Source organism: Rhizobium sophoriradicis (assembly GCF_025200795.1).
Classification (GTDB): Bacteria; Pseudomonadota; Alphaproteobacteria; order Rhizobiales; family Rhizobiaceae; genus Rhizobium; species Rhizobium sophoriradicis.
On record NZ_CP104153.1, the window covers coordinates 20,156 to 41,089 of the forward strand.

Below are 20,934 nucleotides of genomic sequence, written 5' to 3' on the forward strand. Positions count from 1 at the left end.
GGCGTTACCTGAGCTTCAGGGAGAATGGTTTGACATACGATGTGATCGTCGTTGGTTCCGGTTTTTCAGCGATCGCTGTGACCTGCAATCTCGTCGAGCTGCTTCCCGCTTCAGCGAAGATTGCGGTCGTCGGCGACGATGCCGGATTCGGACGCGGGACGGCATATAGGACAGAGCTCTACCTCCATCGCCTCAACGTTCCCGCCGGCCGCATGAGCCTGCTGCCCCATCATCCCGACGACTTCGTTGACTGGCTGAAAGCCCATGGACGCCCTATGCAGGCCGGCGATTTCGCCTCGCGCAGCGATTACGGCCTTTATGTCAGGGATACGCTTGCGCGGCTGCTTCGAAAGCGGGATGGCCGGTGCCGGGTCGACTTCATCAGGGCCAAGGCGGCCGGATGCGTGGAGCGCTACACCAGCACGCTCGCCTTCCATCTCGGCAATGGCGACGAGATTGCCGGAAAGAATGTGGTGCTCTGTCTTGGCGTCGGAAACGCGAACCTTCCGGTCGATCCGTCCGGCATCCCGCCATTTTTGCGATCGCGGATCGTCGAGAACCCGTGGCGGCTTTCATGGCTGAGGCGTGTCGCACCATCCGATGCGGTCTGCATCCTCGGTTCCGGCCTGACGATGATCGATCAGGTTCTGGCACTTCGCGCCCATGGCCACAGAGGCAGGATCGACGTGCTTTCGCGGCGCGGCCTGGCACCGCTCGGCCATGCAAGGACGCCGCCGGCGCCGCTGCCGATCAACGTTCACACGCTTCCCGCTACGATCAGCGGGCTGTTGAAGATCTTGCGGGAAAAGACCAGGTCGGTCGCCGACTGGCGGAGCGTGATGGACGGCCTGAGGCCGGTCACGCAGGCTCTCTGGCAGCGGCTTTCGCACGAGGAGCGGGCACGATTCCTCAGGCATGCGCTTCCCTGGTGGAATATCCACCGGCACCGGGTCGCGCCCGACGTGTTCGCCGGCTTTGAGAAATTGGTCTTAGACGGAATCGTTCGCTTCCACGCGGGCTTCCTGAAATCGCTCGAGGCCAGGGAAGGCAGGCTCATTGCCGGCTACAGGGTCAGGGCCAAGCGTGAGATCGCCGAGATCAGGGCGGACTGGCTGGTCAACTGCACGGGAATGGAGCGCGCCGGGATCAGCCATTCGCCGCTTCTGAAGGAAATGAGCCGCTTTCAGCTGATCGTCCCCGATCCTCTCGGCCTCGGCATCCAGGTGAATGCGGCTTCAGAAGTGACGGCTCCGTCCCGGATCTCGCCCGCGCGGCTGTTTGCCGTCGGCGCCTTGACGGCGGGACAATTCTGGGAGATCACCGCCGTCCCCGACATCCGGGTGCAGGCGAAGGCTGTGGCCGAAGAGATCGTCAAAGCGAGGCCCGCCTCCGGCGCTTAGGCTGACAAACTTGGGACCGGCACGGTGCTGTTGAATTGCTGGCCGCCGACAGCTACAGTATTTGGTAGGCCATAATACGATTCCTGAATTCGGCTGCCGCAGCAAAGCTTGAGCCTGCGAAGTCAATCCAACACTGAGGTACAGCATGAGCGGTGCTCTGAAGGACGCAGCAATCAGGGTCGAGCGTCCTGCGAAGACATTGCGGGAACTGGCGCTCGACAAGGTCCGCGAGGCCATCGTGAACGGATATTTCCGTCCGGGAGACCGGCTTGTTGAGCGCGACCTCTGCGCCCAGCTCGGCGTCAGCCGGACGGTCGTGCGCGAGGTACTGAGACATCTGGAATCGGAAGGGCTGGTCGCCAATCTGCCGAACAAGGGACCGATCGTCGCCCAGCTGGATATCGAGGAAGCCAAACAGATCTATGAAATTCGCGGTGCGCTCGAAGGCATGGCGGCGCGGCTGTGCGCAGAACGCGGCAGCCCGGAGATCGTCGCCGCGCTCGAGGAATCCCTGAGCGCAATCCGCAACAGCTATCGCGACAACGATATGGCCGGCGTGCTGGCCAATACTTCTTCCTTCTATCAAACACTGTTCACCATGGTCGACCGGCATGTCGCCTGGGGCGTCGTCAACCTGCTCACCGTACGCATCAACCATCTGCGCTCAATGACGATCAAGACGGAACGGCGCAGCATCGAGGGCCCGGCACAGATGTCGAAGATCGTCGACGCCATCCGCCGCGGCGACGGTGAGGGAGCCCAGCAGGCGGCGATGGATCATGTCGCAGCCGCCAGCGCAATTGCCGAAGCGGTACTGTCCGCCCAGAAACCTGCTGAATAATTCCTTAAACGCGTCTCATTCAATTCGCTAACGACCGCTGGGCGACCGCCGGCAAGCTAGACCGGCCGGCAACGGACGTTTCCGTCGCCGGTCGACTGCAACTCTATCCCCCCGTAACGCTTTTCATGACGGCTCGCTGCATCGAACGCGGGGTCAGGCGATTTGAAAATATAATTATCTTGTTCATGAACCCGGCAACTACGGAGGCCTTGCCCTGTGACAGCGCGCGGAGACCGCTTTCGGCGACCGGACGGGGCTTCATCGTCAGAATACGCAGCATGCGCGAGACAGGGGCGCTGGCGGCCGAATCGAATCCGGTTTCGGTGTGTCCTGGGCAAAGGCAGGTGACGGTCACGCCTCGAGGGCTGAGTTCGTCGTACAAAGCTTCTCCAAAAGACAGCACGTAAGACTTCGTTGCTGCATAGGCAGAAAAACCAGGGACGGGTTGGAATGCCAGGATGCTCGCTATGAGAAGTATCTGTCCCGACCCGCGGGTTGCCATATCCTGTCCGAAGATAAAGCTCAGTTCCGTTACCGCCGTGATGTTGAGCTGTATCATATCGGTCGTGCGCTCCAGCGGGGTGTCCAGAAAGTCCCCATGCAACCCATACCCGGCATTGTTCACCAGAATATCGATCTGCAGCGACTTATCGTCCAGACTGCTTTTCAAGCGAGCGGCAGCACCAGGGACTGCAAGATCGATCGGTTCAACAACGATCTCGACACCATATTTCTGTCGAAGCTCTATGGCGAGCTTCTCCATCGGCTCCCTCCGCCGAGCGGCGAGCACGAGATTTACCTTCTGCGCTGCCAAGAGTTCGGCATATTCGAGACCCATGCCACTGGAGGCACCGGTGATCAGGGCCCGCTTCGCTGCGGCACCGTTCAATTTTCCTATGAAGGTTTGCGTTTCCGCGTTGGCAACGTGTTGCATCTGATTTCCTTTCAATTGCGTGGCTGTTTCGGCGGAGCTGACAGATGTCGGCCTTGTTCGCCCGTGCAGAATCGATCCTTCACCGGAGCAGGACGCTCAAGATGCGTCCGGTGAGTGTTTCACGATCTTCCACCGTGCCTGCTCGTCGGGAATTTTCGCTATAGCGTTCATGACAAACTCCGATGTAGACAAAAGAAACATTGAGGTCTATATAGGCGGCAATGTAGTCACTGTCAACAATGTATCCACGAGAAACTTTATCGCCATGACAGACGTCCAAAACCGCCCCTATCATCACGGTGATCTCCGCCGCACGATTATTGAAACTGCGCTGAACATGCTCCGAGATGACAAGAACTGGCAGTTTACGTTGCGGGAAGTCGCTCGGCGGGCTGGCGTCAGCCACGCTGCGCCCTACAAGCACTTTTCGGATAAAACTGCTCTGCTTGTCGAACTCGCCTTGATAGGTTTTGACCGTCTGCGCGAGGCACTGGCGCAGGCGAAACCCGAAGCGCCACCATCTCTGATCGAGGAAATTACTCCGATATCTCGTGCATATGTCGCGTTCGGAACCGATAACCCGGCCTTATATCGTTTGATGTTCAGCGCGGAGGAGGGACAGGCCGTAGGGATGCATCTCGACGAAAGGGCACTCGCGGTATTCGACGTAGTGCTTGAAATGCTCGGGCGCGGTCAGGCTACAGGGAGCATTCGCAAGCGGCCAGTCAGGGGACAGGCCGCGGCCGCATGGGCGCTCATTCACGGCATCACCATGCTCGCAATCGATGGACTTCTGGTGCCGGAAAAGGTCGGATCTGCACCGCTGGAGGCAGCCCTTGCCACTCTGGTGGAAGGGCTGGCAACCCCGCAGCGCTTAGCTACGTGATACGAAGTCTGGGCCGAATGGCCAATCGATGTCGCCTTCGGCCGTCATAGGAACAAGCGGCGTTTCGTCGGAGCACGCGTTGATGCTAGGCGCGATCTCTCGTAATCCATGCCGACTTTGTAGGCGGAGCATGGCCATCGCGAGAAGCCGCTATTTGAATGAGGAAGCTGTGGCAATGTACTGGATCGTTGCCTCAATGCCTTACGGCGACTGAGCAGATCGCGCGCTCAAGAACTTCCGCAGCGTAGATAACGGCCCGAGAGGGCGCAAACCTGCCGTTGACACTGACGACTTCAGTTCGCCCCGGGTCGGGAGCGGCCGGAGAAGGCGCGAAGTTCTCTGTCCCGCATGACTCAAACTCCACGCTAGTGACGGGCGAGCATTTTTTAACCATTGGCTCGAAATTCGCGTTTTTGGGCCAATCTAGACAGCGTTTGCCTGGTCACGCCGAGGTCTTCGTAACGATTGACGACCCTCGTCGCCGGCAGTCCTATTGCAGCGGGGCCAAGGCGCAGGCGGTGTCATCTTAAAGGGTCGCACGAGCCGCTTGAGCCCGACTTTCGCCCGTTCCACGACCAGCGCCCGCTCTAGCTTGACATCCGTCTTCGCTCGATGTGATGGTATGCCATAATCAGTAATATAGGCGAATATGGACCGGGTGCCGCATTGCTGGGGAGGCGGTTGCCGACTGGCTCCAAGCGACACGACAAATGAACGCGCTTCCGAGCGATCAGGAGCCCTGCCAATTGGGAGTTTTCGAGGATCGAACTCAACTGCGCCAACGCAGAAACAAACTTGACACCGAGATATTATGGTATACCATAATACAAAATAGAGAGATGAGGTGTTCCATGGCCATCCAAATTCGCAAGACGGGACTGCAGATCGAAACGACGCTGATCGAAGGCGGCAAGGCCGCAGCGGTGCCGCTGAAGCTGATTACTGCCTTCGCGGTGGTGAAGAACCCTTGGGCGGGCCGCGGCTTTGTCGAAGATCTCAAGCCCGAGATTCACGCCGGCGCTCCGGTTCTCGGCGAATTGCTGACCAGGATGATCATCGATGCGGTCGGTTCCGGCGATGCGGTTGAAGGTTACGGCAAGGCCGCCGTCGTCGGTTTGGATGGCGAGATCGAACATGCCTCCGCGCTCATCCACACGCTGCGCTTCGGCAATTTTTATCGCCAGGCCGTCGGTGCCAAGTCCTATCTCGCCTTCTGCAACACCCGCGGCCCCGCCAACGCGCCGATCATGATCCCGCTGATGGACAAGAACGATGAAGGCCGCCGTTCACATTATCTGACCATCCAAACGGCAATCCCCGACGCGCCTGCCGCCGACGAGATCGTCGTGGCTCTTGGCGCTTCGGTGGGCGGGCGTCCTCATCACCGCATCGGCGACCGCTACCAGGATCTGAAAGATCTCGGGCAGGACGTCGCCAACCCTGCGGGCGTTTGAAAGGGTGGGCGCTGAGATGCTGACAGCCGGATCGATCTCAGGCGCCGCTGCAGCAAAGAGCGCCGCCGGTGACTTGCCGCGAAAGAAGACGGCAGGCGGAACGGCCTATCACGAGGCCGGCAGCGGTGAGCCGCTGGTCCTCATTCATGGTGTCGGCATGCGGCTCGAGGCCTGGGCGCCGCAGATCGCCTTTTTGTCGGCCGGCCATCGCGTCATCGCCGTCGACATGCCGGGACATGGCGAGAGCGCGCAGCTGCCGGCGGGCAGCCGTCTTGAGGAGTTCGTCACCTGGTTCGGCTGCTTTCTCGACGAGATGGCGATCGATAGGGTGAATGTTGCCGGCCACTCGATGGGGGCGCTGGTATCGGGAGGCGCGGCGGCGACGTTCGGCGACCGGATCAGCCGTGTCGCTTACCTCAACGGCGTCTACAGGCGCGACCAGCAAGCAAAGGCTGCCGTGCTCGCACGGGCCGCGGCCATTCCGGTGACGGGCGTCGACAAGGAAGGTCCCCTGGCGCGCTGGTTCGGCGATGATGCAGACAGCGTTGTTGCGCGGGAATTGACGCGGAAATGGCTCAACCTCGTCGATCCCCAGAGTTATGCTGTCGCTTACGCCGCCTTCGCCGGCGGCGACGAGACCTATGCCGATCGCTGGAAAGACGTGGCGGGTCCGGCCCTGTTCCTGACGGGGTCCGATGATCCGAATTCGACGCCCCTGATGGCGGAGCAGATGGCGGCGCTCGCGCCCAAGGGCTGGGTCCGCATCGTCGAAGGCCATCGTCACATGGTGAACCTGACCGCGCCTGATATCGTCAATTCGCTGCTCGCCGAGTGGCTGTCGTTCGGGGAGGATGAACGATGACAATCCAGACTGTCGACCCAAGGGCATTGCGAGATGCATTCGGTGCTTTTCCCACAGGCGTGACCGTCGTCACCGCCTGCGACGGGGAGGGGAATCCGATCGGTTTCACCGCGAACTCCTTCACCTCGGTCTCGCTCAATCCGCCGCTGCTGCTCGTCTGCCTTGCCAAGACCTCGCGCAATTTCGCGATCATGACCGGAGCGCCGCATTTTGCGATCAACGTGCTCTCGGAAACGCAAAAGGACGTGTCGAACACCTTTGCGCGGCCGGTCGAAGACAGGTTCGCGGCGGTCGAATGGGCCAAGGGATCGGCCGGCTGCCCGATATTCTCGAACGTCGCGGCCTGGTTCGAATGCGCCATGGAACAGGTCATCGAGGCCGGCGACCATGTCATCCTGATGGGGCGCATCGAGGCTTTCGATAATAGCGGCCGCAACGGTCTCGGCTATGCGCGCGGCGGCTATTTCACGCCGACGCTCGCAAGCAAGGCGGTTTCCGCGGCAGCTGAGGGCAATATCGAACTTGCGGCCGTCGTCGAGCGCCGCGGAGAAGTTCTGCTGCTGGGCGAGGATGTACTCTCCCTGCCAAGCGTCGACGCCCATGACGGCAACCCGACCGATGCTTTGCAAGAATATCTGGAGACGCTCACCGGGCTGAAGGTCAGCATCGGCTTTCTCTATTCGGTCTATGAGGGCAAGAGCGACGGCAAGCAGCACATTGTCTATCACGCCGTTGCCGGCGAGGGCGAGCCAGCCGGCGGCAGGTTCGTAAAACCTGACGCCTTGGCTGCAGCAAAGTTCAAGACCAGCTCGACCGCCGATATCGTCAACCGCTTCGCGATGGAAAGCTCGATCGGCAATTTCGGCGTCTATTTCGGCGACGAGACCGGCGGCAAAATTCATCCCATTCCAGCCAAGGGCGCAAAAGCATGAAATTCTCCCTCTTCGTCCATATGGAGCGGCTCGACGCCAGCCAGAGCCACAAGAGCCTCTATGAGGAATTCGTCGCGCTCTGCGAGATCGCCGACAAGGGCGGCATGCATGCGATCTGGACGGGCGAGCATCATGGCATGGATTTCACCATTGCCCCCAATCCGTTCGTGACCATTGCCGATCTCGCCCGCCGCACGTCGCGGGCAAGGCTCGGGACGGGAACGGTGATCGCCCCCTTCTGGCATCCGATCAAGCTTGCCGGCGAAGCGGCGATGACCGACATCATCTGCGATGGAAGGCTCGATATCGGCATTGCCCGCGGCGCCTATTCCTTCGAATATGAGCGTCTGCTGCCCGGGCTCGATGCCTGGGGCGCCGGCCAGCGCATGCGCGAGCTCATTCCCGCGGTCAAGGGTATATGGGCCGGCGACTACGCCCATGAAGGGGAGTTCTTCAAATTCCCCGCGACCACCTCGGCGCCGAAGCCGCTGCAGCAGCCGAACCCGCCGATCTGGGTTGCGGCGCGCGACCCGAACTCGCACGAATTTGCCGTCGCCAACGGCTGCAACGTTCAGGTCACGCCGCTCTGGCAGGGTGATGACGAGGTCCAGTCGCTGATGGACCGCTTCAACGATGCCTGCGCTAAGAACCCCGATGTTGAACGGCCGAAGATCATGCTGCTGCGCCACACCTATGTCGGCTCCTCGGAAGAAGACGTCGCCCAGGCCGCGCATGAACTCAGCGTTTACTACAACTACTTCTTCGCCTGGTTCAAGAACGAGAAACCGATCAGGCAAGGCCTGATCGAGCGGATCCCGGAGGAGCAGATCCGCGCAAACGCGATGCTTTCGGACGAGGTCATGCGCACCAACAACGTCGTTGGTAACGTGCAGACCGTCATCGACCGGCTCAAGGCCTATGAAGCCCTCGGCTATGACGAATATTCCTTCTGGATCGACACCGGCATGAGTTTCGAGCGCAAGAAGGCGTCGCTCGAGCGTTTCATCGCCGAAGTCATGCCGGCATTTCAGGAGTAGGACCATGCGGCGTTTCCAGCATTATATCGACGGCGAATTCTCGGATGGCGAGGCTTCCTATCCGAGCATCGATCCGGCTTCCGGCACGGTCTGGGCGGAAATGCCCGAGGCGCGCGAGAATGATGTCGATCGAGCTGTCAACGCTGCCGAAAGGGCGCTCTACGAAGGCCCCTGGGCAAAGATGACGGCCACCCAACGCAGCAAGCTGCTTTACAAGCTCGCCGACCTGGTTGCCGCCAACGCCCAGGTCCTCGCTGAATTGGAGACACGCGACACCGGCAAGATCATCCGCGAAACGTCAGCGCAGATCGCCTATGTCGCCGAATATTATCGCTATTATGCCGGGATATCAGACAAGATCGAAGGCTCTTACCTGCCGATCGACAAGCCTGACATGGATGTCTGGCTTCGCCGCGAGCCGATCGGCGTCGTCGCCATGGTCGTGCCGTGGAACAGCCAGCTCTTCCTGTCGGCTGTCAAGATCGGCCCGGCGCTCGCAGCCGGCTGCACGATGGTGGTCAAGGCCTCGGAAGACGGGCCGGCGCCCTTGCTCGAATTCGCCCGCCTGGTGCATGAGGCGGGCTTTCCCGCCGGTGTCGTCAACATCATCACCGGTTTCGGCGCCTCCTGCGGCGCGGCCCTCGGCCGCCACCCGAAGGTCGCGCATGTCGCCTTTACCGGCGGACCCGAAACCGCCCGGCACGTCGTGCGCAACTCGGCCGAAAACCTCGCTTCCACCTCGCTCGAACTCGGCGGCAAGTCGCCCTTCATCGTCTTTGCCGACGCCGACCTCGAAAGTGCCGCCAACGCCCAGGTCGCGGGCATCTTCGCGGCGACCGGACAGAGCTGCGTTGCCGGCTCGCGCCTGATCGTCGAGCGCAGCGTCAAGGACAGGTTCGTTGCCCTGCTGTGCCAGAAGGCGGAAGCGATCCGGATCGGCGCGCCGCTCGATATGGCGACCGAAGTCGGGCCGCTTGCCACCAAGCGCCAGCAGGACAATATCGGCGCCCTCGTCGAGAGATCGATCGCAAGCGGCGCCCGCCTCGTCACCGGCGGCCGCAAGATCGACGGCGAAGGCTATTATTTCCCGCCGACGATCCTCGATTGCGATGATGTCGCTTCGCCGTCGCTGATCGAGGAATTCTTCGGGCCGGTCCTCTCCGTCGTGTCCTTCGAGACCGAAGCCGAGGCGCTGCGGCTTGCCAACGATACCCGCTATGGCCTCGCCTCCGGCATCTTCACCCAGAACCTCACCCGGGCGCACCGGCTGATGAAGGGCATCCGCGCCGGCATCGTCTGGGTCAACACCTACCGCGCCGTCTCGCCGATCGCGCCCTTCGGCGGCTTCGGCCTGTCGGGCCACGGCAGGGAAGGCGGCATGGCCGCGGCGCTCGATTATACCCGCACCAAGACGATCTGGCTCCGGACCTCGGACGATCCGATCCCCGATCCTTTCGTGATGAGGTGACGCGATGTTTTACGAAATCCGCACTTATCGGCTGAAGAACGGAACGATCCCGCAATATCTCAAGGTCGTCGAGGAAGAAGGGATCGAAATCCAGAAGAGCCATCTCGGCGCGCTGGTCGGCTACTTCTTCTCGGAGATCGGCACGATCAACGAAATCGTCCACATCTGGGCCTTTACGAGCCTGGACGACCGGGAGGCGAGACGCCAGCGGCTTCTGGCCGATCCCCGGTGGCAGGCCTTCCTGCCCAAGATCCGCGACCTCATCGAGGTGGCGGAAAACAAGATTATGAAGCCGGCAAGCTTCTCTCCCCGAGCGAGGCGCGCTGACGACATAAGGCATAACCCGTAGGACAAACCACAACAGGGATAAGGGAACATGAAAACCACATTTGCTTTCGCGGCGGTTGCCGCATTCGTGGCGGTCTCCGCGCCGGCGCACGCCGACAGCATGGTCTTCTCGAGCTGGGGCGGAACGACCCAGGATGCGCAGAAGGCGGCATGGGCAAGCCCGTTCACCGAGAAAACCGGCATCACCGTCGTCCAGGACGGCCCGACCGACTACGGCAAGCTCAAGGCCATGGTCGAGGCCGGCGAAGTCAACTGGGATGTCGTCGACGTCGAAGGCGACTATGCCGCCCAGGCCGGCAAGAACGGCCAGCTCGAAAAACTCGACTTTTCCGTCATCGACAAATCCAAGCTCGATCCGCGCTTCGTCACCGACTATTCGGTCGGCAGCTTCTATTATTCCTTCGTCATCGGCTGCAATGTCGATGCCGTCAAAGCCTGCCCGAAGACATGGGCCGACCTGTTCGACACGACGAAGTTTCCCGGCAAGCGCACATTCTACAAGTGGTCGGCTCCCGGCGTGATCGAAGCCGCACTGCTTGCCGACGGCGTGCCTGCCGACAAGCTTTATCCGCTCGATCTCGACCGCGCCTTCAAGAAGCTCGATACCATCAAGTCGGATATCATCTGGTGGTCGGGCGGCGCCCAGTCGCAGCAGCTGCTGGCCTCCGCCGAAGCGCCCTTCGGCAGCGTCTGGAACGGCCGCATGACGGCGCTTGCGGCGACCGGCATCAAGGTTGAAACCTCCTGGGAGCAGAACATCACGGCTGCCGATGCGCTCGTCGTGCCGAAGGGCGCGCCGAATGCCGAGGCGGCGATGAAGTTCATCGCGCTGGCAACCTCGGCCGAACCGCAGGCTGCCCTTGCAAAGGCTACGGGGTACGCGCCGATCAATCTTGACTCGGCCAAGCTGATGGACCCGGAAACCGCCAAGACCCTGCCGGATCAGCAGACCGCAAGCCAGGTCAATGCCGACATGAACTACTGGGCTGATAATCGCGATGCCATCGGCGAGAAGTGGTACGCCTGGCAGGCGAAATAGTCCGAAACTGGAGATGAACGGGCACGGCGAAAATTCGCCGTGTCTCCTGCAGCGGCGGTACCCGTCCATTGGACCTCGCCGCTGCGGAAATTGACGGGTGGGAAGGACTGTCATGTCGACGTATAGCGACGCCTCCGGCGCAATCATGCCTCTGCCAAAGATACGCAGGGCAACAGGACTTGGCGGGGTTGTTCCGGCTCTTGCCTTCGTGGGCATCTTTTTCGTCGCGCCGGTGGCGATACTGCTGCTGCGCAGCGTATTGGAGCCCGTTCCGGGCCTTGGAAACTATGCCCAGCTGATCGGCTCTGCCACCTATCTCAAGATTTTCGCCAATACCTTCATCGTCTCAGGCCTCGTCACCGTGATTTCGCTTGCGATCGGATTTCCCGTCGCCTGGGCGCTGGCGATCATGCCCGGTCGGCTGAGCACGGTGATCTTTGCGATCCTGCTGCTCTCGATGTGGACCAACCTTTTGGCCCGCACCTATGCCTGGATGGTGCTTCTGCAACGCACCGGCCTCATCAACAAGATGCTGATGGGCATGGGGCTGATCGACCAGCCACTGGCGCTCGTCAACAATCTGACCGGCGTGACGATCGGCATGACCTATATCATGCTGCCTTTCATCATCCTGCCGCTCTACGGCGTGATCAAGAAGATCGACCCGTCGACGCTGCAGGCGGCAGCCCTTTGCGGCGCCAACCGCTGGCAGTGCCTGACGCGTGTTCTCCTGCCGCTCGCCATGCCCGGCATGGCGGCCGGCGCACTCATGGTCTTCGTCATGTCGCTCGGCTACTTCGTCACGCCGTCGCTTCTCGGCGGTACCGCCAACATGATGCTCGCGGAGCTGATCGCGCAATTCGTGCAGTCGCTGGTCAATTGGGGAATGGGCGGTGCAGCGGCGTTGGTGCTCCTGGTGGTGACGCTGTCGCTTTATGCCGTGCAGCTGCGTTTCTTCGGCAACCCGAACCCGGGAGGACGTTGATTATGCTGCTCAATTTCGATCGTCTCGGCTGGTGGAAATACGTCCTGCTCGCGATCACGCTTCTGACCGCGGCCTTTCTGCTGCTGCCGATCGTCTTCATCGCGGCCCTGTCCTTCGGCTCCTCGCAATGGCTGATCTTTCCGCCGCCGGGCTGGACCTTCCAATGGTACAATGAACTCTTCGCCGACCCGCGCTGGCTGGAATCGGCTTTGACGAGCTTGAAGATCGCGGTCATCGTCACCATCCTGTCGGTGCTGCTCGGACTGGTAACCTCCTTCGGATTGGTGCGCGGTTCCTTCATGTTCCGCGATGCGCTGAAGGCGCTGTTTCTGACGCCGATGATCCTGCCGGTCGTCGTTCTGGCCGTTGCCCTCTACGCCTTCTTCCTCCGGATCGGCCTTGGCGGCACCCTGACGGGCTTCGTCATTTCGCACCTCGTGCTGGCGCTGCCCTTCTCGATCCTATCCATATCAAGCGCGCTGGAAGGCTTCGACAAGTCGATCGAGGACGCGGCCGTGCTCTGCGGCGCCTCGCCTTTAGAAGCGAAGATCAGGGTCACTCTTCCGGCGATCAGCCATGGGCTGTTTTCTGCCGCCGTCTTTTCGTTCCTGACATCCTGGGATGAGGTCGTGGTGGCGATCTTCATGTCCAGCCCGACCCTGCAGACGCTGCCGGTAAAGGTATGGGCGACGCTGCGGCAAGACCTGACGCCTGTTGTCGCTGCCGCATCGACCCTTCTCATCATTTTGACGATCATCTTGATGGCGCTGGTTGCCGTCGTGCGTAAGGTACTGAAACAATGAACGATGCATTCCTTCAGATCCGCGGAATACGCAAGGAATACGGCCCTGTCGTCGCCGTGCACGACGTCAATCTCGATGTCCGGCGCGGTGAATTCCTGACTTTCCTCGGCCCCTCCGGATCCGGCAAGAGCACGACGCTCTACATCCTGGCCGGCTTTGAAAACCCGACGAAAGGCGACATCACGCTCGAGGGCAAGACGCTGCTCGCCACGCCGTCGCACAAGCGCAACATCGGCATGGTATTCCAGCGATACACCCTCTTTCCGCATCTGACCGTCGGTGAAAACATCGCCTTTCCGCTGAAAGTGCGGCGTAAATCGAAGGCCGAGATTGACAGCAAGGTGAAGGAGATGCTCCGCCTCGTCCGGCTTGAAGGCTTCGAGGATCGCAAACCGGCGCAGATGTCCGGCGGCCAGCAGCAGCGTGTCGCTCTTGCCAGGGCCCTAGCCTATGATCCGCCGGTGCTTTTGATGGACGAACCGCTGTCGGCGCTCGACAAGAAGCTGCGCGAGGAAATCCAGCACGAGATCCGCCGCATCCATCAGCAGACCGAAGTGACGATCCTTTACGTCACGCACGACCAGGAGGAGGCGCTGCGGCTCTCCGACCGCATTGCCGTCTTTTCCAAGGGCGTCATCGATCAGATCGGGACGGGCCCGGAGCTCTACGCAAATCCCAAGACGCGTTTCGTTGCCGAATTCGTCGGCGACAGCGACTTCATTTCATGCGACCTGGTGTCGTCCTCCGGCGGACAGGCCACCATCGCGCTCGGAGGCGGAACCATTTTCAACCAGATTCCGGTGCATGGAAAAGGGACCTCCGGCGCAAGGGCGGCGCTGATGCTGAGGCCGGAGCGCATTCGGCTGTCGCGCGCAGGAGCCGCGGGCGCAGGTCTTGCCGCGACTGTCAGCGACATTACCTTTCTCGGCAACAACATCCACGTCTCCACGGAGACGGCGACAGGCGAGGCGCTTTCGGTTCGCTTGCCGTTCGGTCATGAGGCTATTGCCGGGCTCAATCGTGGAGATATAGTCCATCTCGATTTCGATCCCGGCGCCGCTCACGTATTCTGTTGAAAGTTGTCCCATGAAACTCAATGATCCCTCGCTGTTCCGTCAGGCATGTCCCATCGCCGATCGCTGGATCGAAGCGGAAGGTCGCGCATCGGCCATGGTCCGCAATCCGGCGACAGGTGAAGTGCTGGGTGCGGTCCCTGACCTCAGCGCGGCGGAAACGGAAGATGCCATCCGGGCCGCCGTCGTCGCCCAGAAGCTTTGGGCGAAGAAGACCGCCGGCGAGCGCGCAACCGTGCTCAAGACGTGGCATCGCCTGATGATCGAAAACCGTGACGATCTGGCGATGATCCTGACGCTGGAGCAGGGAAAGCCCTTGGCCGAAGCCAAGGGGGAAATCACCTATGGTGCGAGTTTCATCGAATGGTTTGCCGAAGAGGCACGGCGCATCAACGGCGAGATCGTACCGGGGCATCAACCCGACAAACGTATCCTCGTGCTGCGCCAGCCGGCCGGCGTCGTGGCGGCAATCACGCCCTGGAATTTTCCAAACGCGATGATCACGCGCAAGATCGGCCCCGCGCTTGCTGCCGGCTGTGCCGTCGTTCTCAAGCCGGCGCTGCAGACACCGTTCTCCGCCATCGCGATCGCCGTCCTCGCTGAGCGCGCCGGCCTGCCGCCGGGGCTCCTCAACATTGTCACCGGTGACGCAGCCGCAATCGGCGGGGCGCTGACTGCCAGCCGCGACGTCCGGGTCCTGACCTTCACCGGCTCCACCCGGACGGGCGAGCTGCTTTACCGGCAATGTGCGCCGACGATCAAGAAGCTCGGTCTCGAGCTCGGCGGCAATGCACCCTTCATCGTATTCGACGACGCCGATCTCGACGCGGCGGTCGAAGGCGCCATCATCGCCAAATTCCGCAATAACGGCCAGACCTGTGTCTGCGCCAACCGGCTTTATGTCCAGGACGGCGTCTACGAGGCATTTGCCGGCAAGCTCGCCGAGGCCGTTTCGAAGTTGAAGGTCGGCAACGGTCTGGAGCGTGACGTCGTGCTTGGCCCGCTCATCGACGACAATGCCGTTGCCAAGGTCGAAAGCCATATTCAGGACGCTCTGGCAAAGGGCGCCGGGATCGTAACGGGAGGCAAGCGCCACGCGCTCGGCGGCCATTTCTTCGAGCCGACCATTCTGCGTGACGTTGCTGCCGGTATGCAGGTCGCGCGTGAAGAAACCTTTGGCCCCCTTGCACCGCTTTTCCGGTTCCGGGACGAGCAGGACGTCATCGAGCAGGCAAATGACACCGAGTTCGGCCTTGCTTCCTATTTTTATGCGCGCGATCTGTCGCGGGTCTTCCGCGTGGCCGAAGCGCTTGAATATGGAATGGTCGGGGTCAACACCGGTCTCGTCTCCACCGCGGAGGCGCCGTTTGGCGGCGTCAAGATGTCCGGCCTCGGCCGCGAAGGATCCAGGCACGGGTTGGACGAATATACCGAGCTCAAATATGTATGCTTGGGCGGTATAGCCTGACCTTCAACCTTTGCGTTCCAGCGCCGCCGGTCTTTCAGACGGGAGGCTAGCGCTCGCGCAGGGGCAATGAAAGATCGGCATGCCTCTCGTGAGTATTGCTATCTTTCTGACATCCCCGCCGTTCCCGGACGGACGGTCGAACTCTGGCCATTTCCCCGGCATTACCTTCTGGACGCCGGCCTCACGGGGTGCCTGAAACGCTGTTACCCGGCCTCTGGCAGCTCCGTTGTCCGAGGGCAGAATGTGATGAATATTGACAATATTTGCTACGCTAGCCATGAGGGGAACGAAAAGGCATTGCCGATGGCCTCGGGTAGCATTCATGTGAACGTCAGTGGGCAGTTGCAGGATCATATCCAGCAGCAGATCGGCGACGAGGGCCTCTATGAAAATGCCAGCGAATACATTCGTGCTCTGATCCGGCGCGACTTGCAGGCGTGGGATATGCTGCAGAAAGAGCTTGCGCCCGCGATGCGGGCCGACGGCAGCGAGTTTGTCGCCGTTTCGGCTGAAGACGTCATCCGCCGCAACAAGCGCCGATAGTCATGCGGGCTTATCGATTTTATCCGCGCGCCGAAGCCGCGCAAGACAAGATTTGGCGCGATACCTTCGAAGCATGGGGACAAAAGCAGGCGGACGCTTACATTCTCGGGTTGCATGCTTATTTGCAGCGCCTATGCGGGGATCGACTGGCGACAACTTCCACAACGTCTGGCGGGATTCGAGAATGGTGATCTCGGCATCATCAGCATTCTTTACGAACGGATGAATCTGTCTCTCCGGCTGAAAGAGGACTTGGCGGCTCTCTCACGCAAGCAGCCGTGAATGGCAGGCGCCCCCGTCCTCGCTGAATCGGAAATTTGCTGCCTCCAGATCGCGTCGGCACGACCCTCAAAGAAGGATGCTGTTGCGAGCCAGTCGATGATGACGCATTCGAAGCGGGGGTGAGCAGCTCCGAAATAACATTCCTATCGAGAACGATCACGGGGTGAAGTCCCGAAGCTCACGGATTGGCTCTCGGGACGGGATGTCGAGTTCGACGACGCCGACCGAGAGCAAGCGGGTGCGAATGGCATCTGCGAGATTGCGGGCCACTGGCTCGCTGGACGCAAGCGCGGTGCGCAAAATATGCCTCGCTTCATCCTCCATGGAGTGGCCGTGTGCTGCGGCGCGCATGCGCAACCTCTGTATCAGCCCATCGTCCAGACCATGGATGGTCATGCTTGCCATATCCATCTCCATTGATCTGATTGCATATTAATTGGATTACAGTGATTCAAGATAATTCCGGCGTAAAGCGCTGGGCAACATGCGCGCCGCCAAAAGGCAGCGCGGGACGATGGCTCGCTTCTCCATTTTCAGAACCTGTGTTCTGCACCCTCAATCGGATCTGCCCAGACCGTCATCCCAGGCGCAAACGGTGTCTCGCCATTGGTGCGCACGACCATTTCGCCGAGATCGGCGGCATCGAGATAGAGGATTGCATCGGCGCCGAGCCTTTCGATGTGGCGGACTCTGCCCTGCCATTGCCCGGCATCTGCCGAAAGGCGGATATGTTCCGGACGGATGCCGTAGATCGTGCAATTCATTCGCCGCGCCGTCTCACCACCATAGAGGTTCATCTTCGGGCTGCCGATGAAGCCGGCGACGAAGGGGGTGGCGGGATTGCGATAGAGCTCCATCGGGCTGCCGATCTGCTCGACCGCTCCGCCGTTCAGCACGACGATCTTGTCGGCCATCGTCATCGCTTCGACCTGGTCGTGGGTGACATAGATCATCGTCGATTTCAGCCGGGCGTGGAGGTCGGAGATCTCCAGGCGCATCTGGGCTCTGAGCGACGCGTCCAGATTGGAAAGCGGCTCGTCGAACAGGAACACCCTGGGATTGCGGATGATCGCCCGGCCGATGGCAACGCGCTGCCGCTGGCCGCCGGAGAGCGCTTTCGGCTTTCTCTGCAGCAGATGCGTGAGCTGCAGCGTTTCCGCTGTCGCCGCGACTTTGGCGGCGATTTCCACCTTCGACCGGCGGGCGAGCGAAAGGCCGAAGCCGATATTCTCGGCGACTGTCATATGCGGGTAGAGCGCATAGCTCTGGAACACCATGGCAATGCCGCGCTCGGAGGGTTCGGCATGGGTTACGTCCTTGCCGCCGATGGTCAGCATGCCTGACGTCGTCTCCTCCAGGCCGGCGATGATGCGTAGCAGCGTCGACTTTCCGCATCCCGACGGGCCGACGAAAACGACGAACTCGCCGGAGGCAACCTCCAGATCGACCCCCTTGATGACCTCAAGGGCGCCGAAGCTCTTGCGAACCTGTTTGAGAGTGAGCTCAGCCATTCTGCTACCCTTTTACTCCGCCTGACGTCATGCCGGCGACGATCTGGCGGTTGAAGAAGATGAAGACGATCAGCGGCGGGATCGTCACGAGGAGAATGTTCATGAAGAGGAGATTGTACTGGCTCGAATACATGCTCTGGAAATTATAGAGCGTCAGCTGCACCGTCACATTCTCCTTGCCCGGCAAGTAGTAGAGAGGGTTAGTGAAATCGTTGAAGATCGCGATCGATTGCACGACGATATTGGTCACCGTTACCGGCTTCAGAAGCGGCAGGACCACCCGGAAGAAGATCTGCCGGGGCTTGGCGCCGTCGATCAGCGCCGCCTCGTCGAGATCGCGCGGGATAGTCGAGATGAACGAGCGGTAGAGCAATATCGAAAAGGAGAGGTTATAGGCGACCTGGATCAGGACCATCCCTGTCATGGTCTTGAAGAGACCGATATCCTGCAAGAGGCCTATTGTGGGGACAACGGCCGGCGGCATCATCAGGCCCATGAAAAGCGCAGCAAAGGCCACACGGTTCCAGGCGGTATTGCGGCGCTGCATGACGTAACCGACCATCGCCGAAAGCAGGATGAGGATGGTAACGGAAACGACCGTAATCAGCGTCGAATTGAAATAGGCGAGCACGAGCTGATAGTCGCGCGCCTTGAAGACCGCGACGAGATTATCCCAGAACAGCCAATGCTCAGGGAGTTCGAAATCGAGGCGGGACGCTTCGGATTTGGATTTGACCGCCTGGAGAGCGACAAAAACGAAAGGCATGACGAAGATGACTGCCGCAAAGGCAAGGGCTATGGCGCCCGTTACATAGGGGCGGACGCTTCTCATTCCTCGACCTCGCGCCGGTTAAACCACAGGGTGATTGGCAGGATGATCACGGCAATCAGCGCGAACAGAATGACGTTTCCGGCCGTCGACAGACCATAGAAACCAGCTTGGTACTGTTTGTAGATGACCGAGGCGATCACATCGGAGGAGAAACCCGGCCCCCCGCGGGTCATGGCCCATATGAGGTCGAATGAACGGAGCCCGCCAATCAGCGACAATGTCACGACGATGACGGTGGCCGGGCGCACGAGCGGCAGGGTGATCCGGAGAAATTGCTGGAGCCGCGTGGCGCCATCGATCCTGGCGGCCTCATAATAGTCAGGGCTGATCGCAGCAAGACCGGCGATGAAGATCAGCGTGGCAAGACCGACACCCTTCCAGACGTCGACCAAGGCCACGGAGAAGAGCGCGAGCGCTGGATTGGTCAGCCATCCCGGCCCAGGAATGCCGAGCGTCTCGAGCGTGACGTTCATGATGCCCTTCGTTGGATGCATCATCACCGCGAAGGTAATGCCGATTCCGATCGTCGAGACCAGGACAGGAAAGAAGACCAGCGTTCTCAAAAAGCCGCGGGCGAAGATATTGCCGGTCAGGAGCACGGCCAGCAGCAACCCGCAGACCGTCTTCAGCCCGGATGTCGTCACGGCATAGATCAGGGTGTTGATCAGTCCCTTGATCAGGAACGGCTCGGAGAAGAACTGCTGAAAATTTTCGAACCCGATGAATTCGGCCGTCGAAAGATCCCAGCGCGTCAGGCTGAACCAGAGAGACGAGACCGTGGGAACCAGAAACAGCACGCCGTATATGATGGCAGCCGGAATGAAAAACCACAGCGGGTAGGGCGATTTGCGCGAGCGGGGGCGTGTCTCGGTCATGACTACCTCTTCGATCGGGTGGAACCTCGCCCCATCGGAAGCGAGGTTATATGGCCCGAAAGACCGCTACCAGTTAGGCAGACCGAGCTGCTTGGCCTGTTTGCGCACATCGTCGTCATAGAGTTTCGCCGCATCGACGGGCTGGCGAATGCCGGAGCCGACTTCGACGGTGATCTGCTCCAGTGACGGTCCCTTGACCGGTGATACGAATTCCAGCGCCGGCGTCGTTTTGCCCGCGGTCTCGAAGTAGGGGAGCATGTCCTTGACGACAGGGGGCACATCGGCAGGCAGATCGCAACCATCGACCAGCGAGGGCCCCTGAACTGTGTTGGTCTCGACCATGATCTTGCAGCCCTCGACGCCTCCGGCGAAGTCGACGAACTTCTTCGCTTCTTCGATATGCTGGCTGGCGGCGGGAATGTAGAGGGCAGGTGGCATCCACACCGTCAGGCCATTGACAGCGGCGTCGTCGCTCGGCTGCGCAAAGAAACCGACATCCCCGAGGTTTTCCGGATAGTTCTGCTTGAGCACGCCGACTGCGAAGCTCAGCATTGGGTAATGCGCCGCCTCGCCGGTCGCTACCATTTTCAGGCCGTCGTCATAGCTTGCCGCGCCGAAGTCGTCGTTCATCAGGCCGGCGTCGTGAACATCCTTCAACCGCTCGAAGCCTTTCATGGCCTCCGGCGTCTCGGCATATTTCGCCTTGTTGGCGGTATAGTCGGCGGCGAAATTCGGCACGGCGGCATGCAGATTGTAATAATCGGCCAGAACGAAGAGCTGCGAGGTCCAGGTGTCACGATAGGTCTGCGCGACGGCGACCTTGCCCGCAGCCTTGACCTTTTCGTTGTTCGCCATGAAGTCCGCCCATGTCTTCGGAACGGAGAGGCCGAGATCCTGATAGATCTTTCTGTTATAGAGAATCCCGCCCGCCATCGCTGTGCCGAAGGGAACGCCGTAAAGCTTGTCACCGGCGCGGACGACGGATTTGAAACCGTCATCCACCTTTGCCTGCGAGGGAAGGCCGCTGAGATCGACAAGCGTCTGAGCAGGCTTCAGCGCCTGCAGCAGCGAGCCGGAATTATAGAGGAACACGTCTGGCATCTCGCCTGTCGCTAGACGCGTCTTGACGATGTTGTCACCTTCGCCGCCGCCCGGCCTTTGTTCGATTTCGATTGTTACATCAGGCGCCTTGGCCTGGTAGGCGGCAACCAGTGCTTCGGCGGCTGCAACCGTATCGGGACTGTTGTCGATCAGGAATGACAGGGTGACTTCCGCATGCGACGGGTTGGCCGCTGCCAGCGCCAGAAGCGTGGATGCGCCGGCGAGAATGAGCCTTATCCGATGTGTCATGACGTTCCTCC

At 60.7% G+C, this 20,934-nt stretch carries 21 protein-coding genes and 1 pseudogene; 16 read left to right on the top strand and 6 right to left on the bottom strand.

The genetic code is table 11. The features are described 5' to 3' along the window. Window positions 1-29 precede the first annotated feature (29 nt). Together N2597_RS22145 and N2597_RS22150 are read left to right on the top strand one after the other, a co-directional pair. Window positions 30-1,400, top strand: coding sequence for an FAD/NAD(P)-binding protein (locus tag N2597_RS22145; protein WP_225881335.1), 1,371 nt, complete (start codon window positions 30-32; stop codon window positions 1,398-1,400). 145 nt (window positions 1,401-1,545) lie between these two features. Beyond that, window positions 1,546-2,241, top strand: a complete 696-nt coding sequence (locus N2597_RS22150; protein ID WP_183596085.1) for a GntR family transcriptional regulator — start codon at window positions 1,546-1,548, stop codon at window positions 2,239-2,241. Between the two features lie 103 nt (window positions 2,242-2,344). Here the strand turns inward: N2597_RS22150 and N2597_RS22155 are convergent, their stop codons facing one another. Beyond that, on the bottom strand, window positions 2,345-3,175 hold the full coding sequence (locus N2597_RS22155; RefSeq protein WP_040112604.1) for an SDR family NAD(P)-dependent oxidoreductase: 831 nt from the start codon (window positions 3,173-3,175) through the stop codon (window positions 2,345-2,347). Between the two features lie 265 nt (window positions 3,176-3,440). On the opposite strand from N2597_RS22155, the gene N2597_RS22160 reads away from it, so the two are divergent. The 14 genes and pseudogenes from N2597_RS22160 (at window position 3,441) to N2597_RS22225 (ending at window position 16,355) form a co-directional block, all read left to right on the top strand. Continuing rightward, window positions 3,441-4,061, top strand: coding sequence for a TetR/AcrR family transcriptional regulator (locus N2597_RS22160; protein ID WP_040113123.1), 621 nt, complete (start codon window positions 3,441-3,443; stop codon window positions 4,059-4,061). Between the two features lie 851 nt (window positions 4,062-4,912). Further along, a complete protein-coding gene (locus N2597_RS22165) occupies window positions 4,913-5,515 on the top strand; it encodes an amino acid synthesis family protein (protein WP_040142525.1) in 603 nt (200 codons plus the stop codon). 16 nt (window positions 5,516-5,531) lie between these two features. Continuing rightward, window positions 5,532-6,377: an alpha/beta fold hydrolase gene (locus tag N2597_RS22170; RefSeq protein ID WP_183596087.1), complete on the top strand. Its 846-nt coding sequence runs from the start codon at window positions 5,532-5,534 to the stop codon at window positions 6,375-6,377. Continuing rightward, on the top strand, window positions 6,374-7,309 hold the full coding sequence (locus N2597_RS22175; RefSeq protein ID WP_183596089.1) for a flavin reductase family protein: 936 nt from the start codon (window positions 6,374-6,376) through the stop codon (window positions 7,307-7,309). The genes N2597_RS22170 and N2597_RS22175 overlap by 4 nt, the downstream gene beginning before the upstream one ends. After that, the gene (locus tag N2597_RS22180; RefSeq protein ID WP_183596092.1) at window positions 7,306-8,346 is read left to right on the top strand and encodes an LLM class flavin-dependent oxidoreductase; all 1,041 of its coding nucleotides are present in this window, start codon (window positions 7,306-7,308) and stop codon (window positions 8,344-8,346) included. Before N2597_RS22175 ends, N2597_RS22180 begins: the two co-directional genes overlap by 4 nt. A gap of 4 nt (window positions 8,347-8,350) precedes the next feature. After that, the gene (locus N2597_RS22185) at window positions 8,351-9,814 is read left to right on the top strand and encodes an aldehyde dehydrogenase (RefSeq protein WP_040112609.1); all 1,464 of its coding nucleotides are present in this window, start codon (window positions 8,351-8,353) and stop codon (window positions 9,812-9,814) included. A gap of 4 nt (window positions 9,815-9,818) precedes the next feature. After that, window positions 9,819-10,163 (top strand): NIPSNAP family protein, encoded by a 345-nt coding sequence (locus tag N2597_RS22190; RefSeq protein ID WP_009984598.1) that lies wholly within the window; start codon window positions 9,819-9,821, stop codon window positions 10,161-10,163. A 27-nt stretch (window positions 10,164-10,190) separates the two neighbouring features. Next, window positions 10,191-11,201 carry a polyamine ABC transporter substrate-binding protein gene (locus N2597_RS22195; RefSeq protein ID WP_040112610.1) on the top strand — a complete coding sequence of 337 codons (1,011 nt, stop codon included), beginning with the start codon at window positions 10,191-10,193 and terminating at the stop codon, window positions 11,199-11,201. Between the two features lie 112 nt (window positions 11,202-11,313). Then, window positions 11,314-12,186: an ABC transporter permease gene (locus tag N2597_RS22200; protein WP_183596094.1), complete on the top strand. Its 873-nt coding sequence runs from the start codon at window positions 11,314-11,316 to the stop codon at window positions 12,184-12,186. 2 nt (window positions 12,187-12,188) lie between these two features. Further along, complete coding sequence (locus N2597_RS22205; RefSeq protein WP_183596096.1) at window positions 12,189-12,989, top strand: ABC transporter permease; 801 nt, start codon at window positions 12,189-12,191, stop codon at window positions 12,987-12,989. Next, complete coding sequence (locus N2597_RS22210; RefSeq protein WP_183596098.1) at window positions 12,986-14,065, top strand: ABC transporter ATP-binding protein; 1,080 nt, start codon at window positions 12,986-12,988, stop codon at window positions 14,063-14,065. Before N2597_RS22205 ends, N2597_RS22210 begins: the two co-directional genes overlap by 4 nt. A 10-nt stretch (window positions 14,066-14,075) precedes the next feature. After that, window positions 14,076-15,530: an NAD-dependent succinate-semialdehyde dehydrogenase gene (locus N2597_RS22215; RefSeq protein ID WP_183596100.1), complete on the top strand. Its 1,455-nt coding sequence runs from the start codon at window positions 14,076-14,078 to the stop codon at window positions 15,528-15,530. A gap of 303 nt (window positions 15,531-15,833) precedes the next feature. Next, on the top strand, window positions 15,834-16,073 hold the full coding sequence (locus N2597_RS22220; protein ID WP_040113124.1) for a ribbon-helix-helix domain-containing protein: 240 nt from the start codon (window positions 15,834-15,836) through the stop codon (window positions 16,071-16,073). A 2-nt stretch (window positions 16,074-16,075) separates the two neighbouring features. Next, window positions 16,076-16,355: pseudogene (locus N2597_RS22225) on the top strand (type II toxin-antitoxin system RelE/ParE family toxin). A 156-nt stretch (window positions 16,356-16,511) separates the two neighbouring features. Here N2597_RS22225 and N2597_RS22230 read toward each other — a convergent pair. From N2597_RS22230 to N2597_RS22250, 5 genes are all read right to left on the bottom strand, one after another. Then, the gene (locus N2597_RS22230; protein WP_077994474.1) at window positions 16,512-16,760 is read right to left on the bottom strand and encodes a FitA-like ribbon-helix-helix domain-containing protein; all 249 of its coding nucleotides are present in this window, start codon (window positions 16,758-16,760) and stop codon (window positions 16,512-16,514) included. Window positions 16,761-16,888: 128 nt separating this feature from the next. Next, a complete protein-coding gene (locus N2597_RS22235) occupies window positions 16,889-17,866 on the bottom strand; it encodes an ABC transporter ATP-binding protein (RefSeq protein ID WP_040112616.1) in 978 nt (325 codons plus the stop codon). Window positions 17,867-17,870: 4 nt separating this feature from the next. Further along, window positions 17,871-18,698, bottom strand: a complete 828-nt coding sequence (locus N2597_RS22240) for a carbohydrate ABC transporter permease (protein ID WP_040112617.1) — start codon at window positions 18,696-18,698, stop codon at window positions 17,871-17,873. After that, on the bottom strand, window positions 18,695-19,573 hold the full coding sequence (locus tag N2597_RS22245) for a carbohydrate ABC transporter permease (RefSeq protein WP_009990302.1): 879 nt from the start codon (window positions 19,571-19,573) through the stop codon (window positions 18,695-18,697). Before N2597_RS22245 ends, N2597_RS22240 begins: the two co-directional genes overlap by 4 nt. A 66-nt stretch (window positions 19,574-19,639) precedes the next feature. Then, window positions 19,640-20,923: an ABC transporter substrate-binding protein gene (locus N2597_RS22250; RefSeq protein WP_096764463.1), complete on the bottom strand. Its 1,284-nt coding sequence runs from the start codon at window positions 20,921-20,923 to the stop codon at window positions 19,640-19,642. Between the last annotated feature and the right edge of the window lie 11 nt (window positions 20,924-20,934).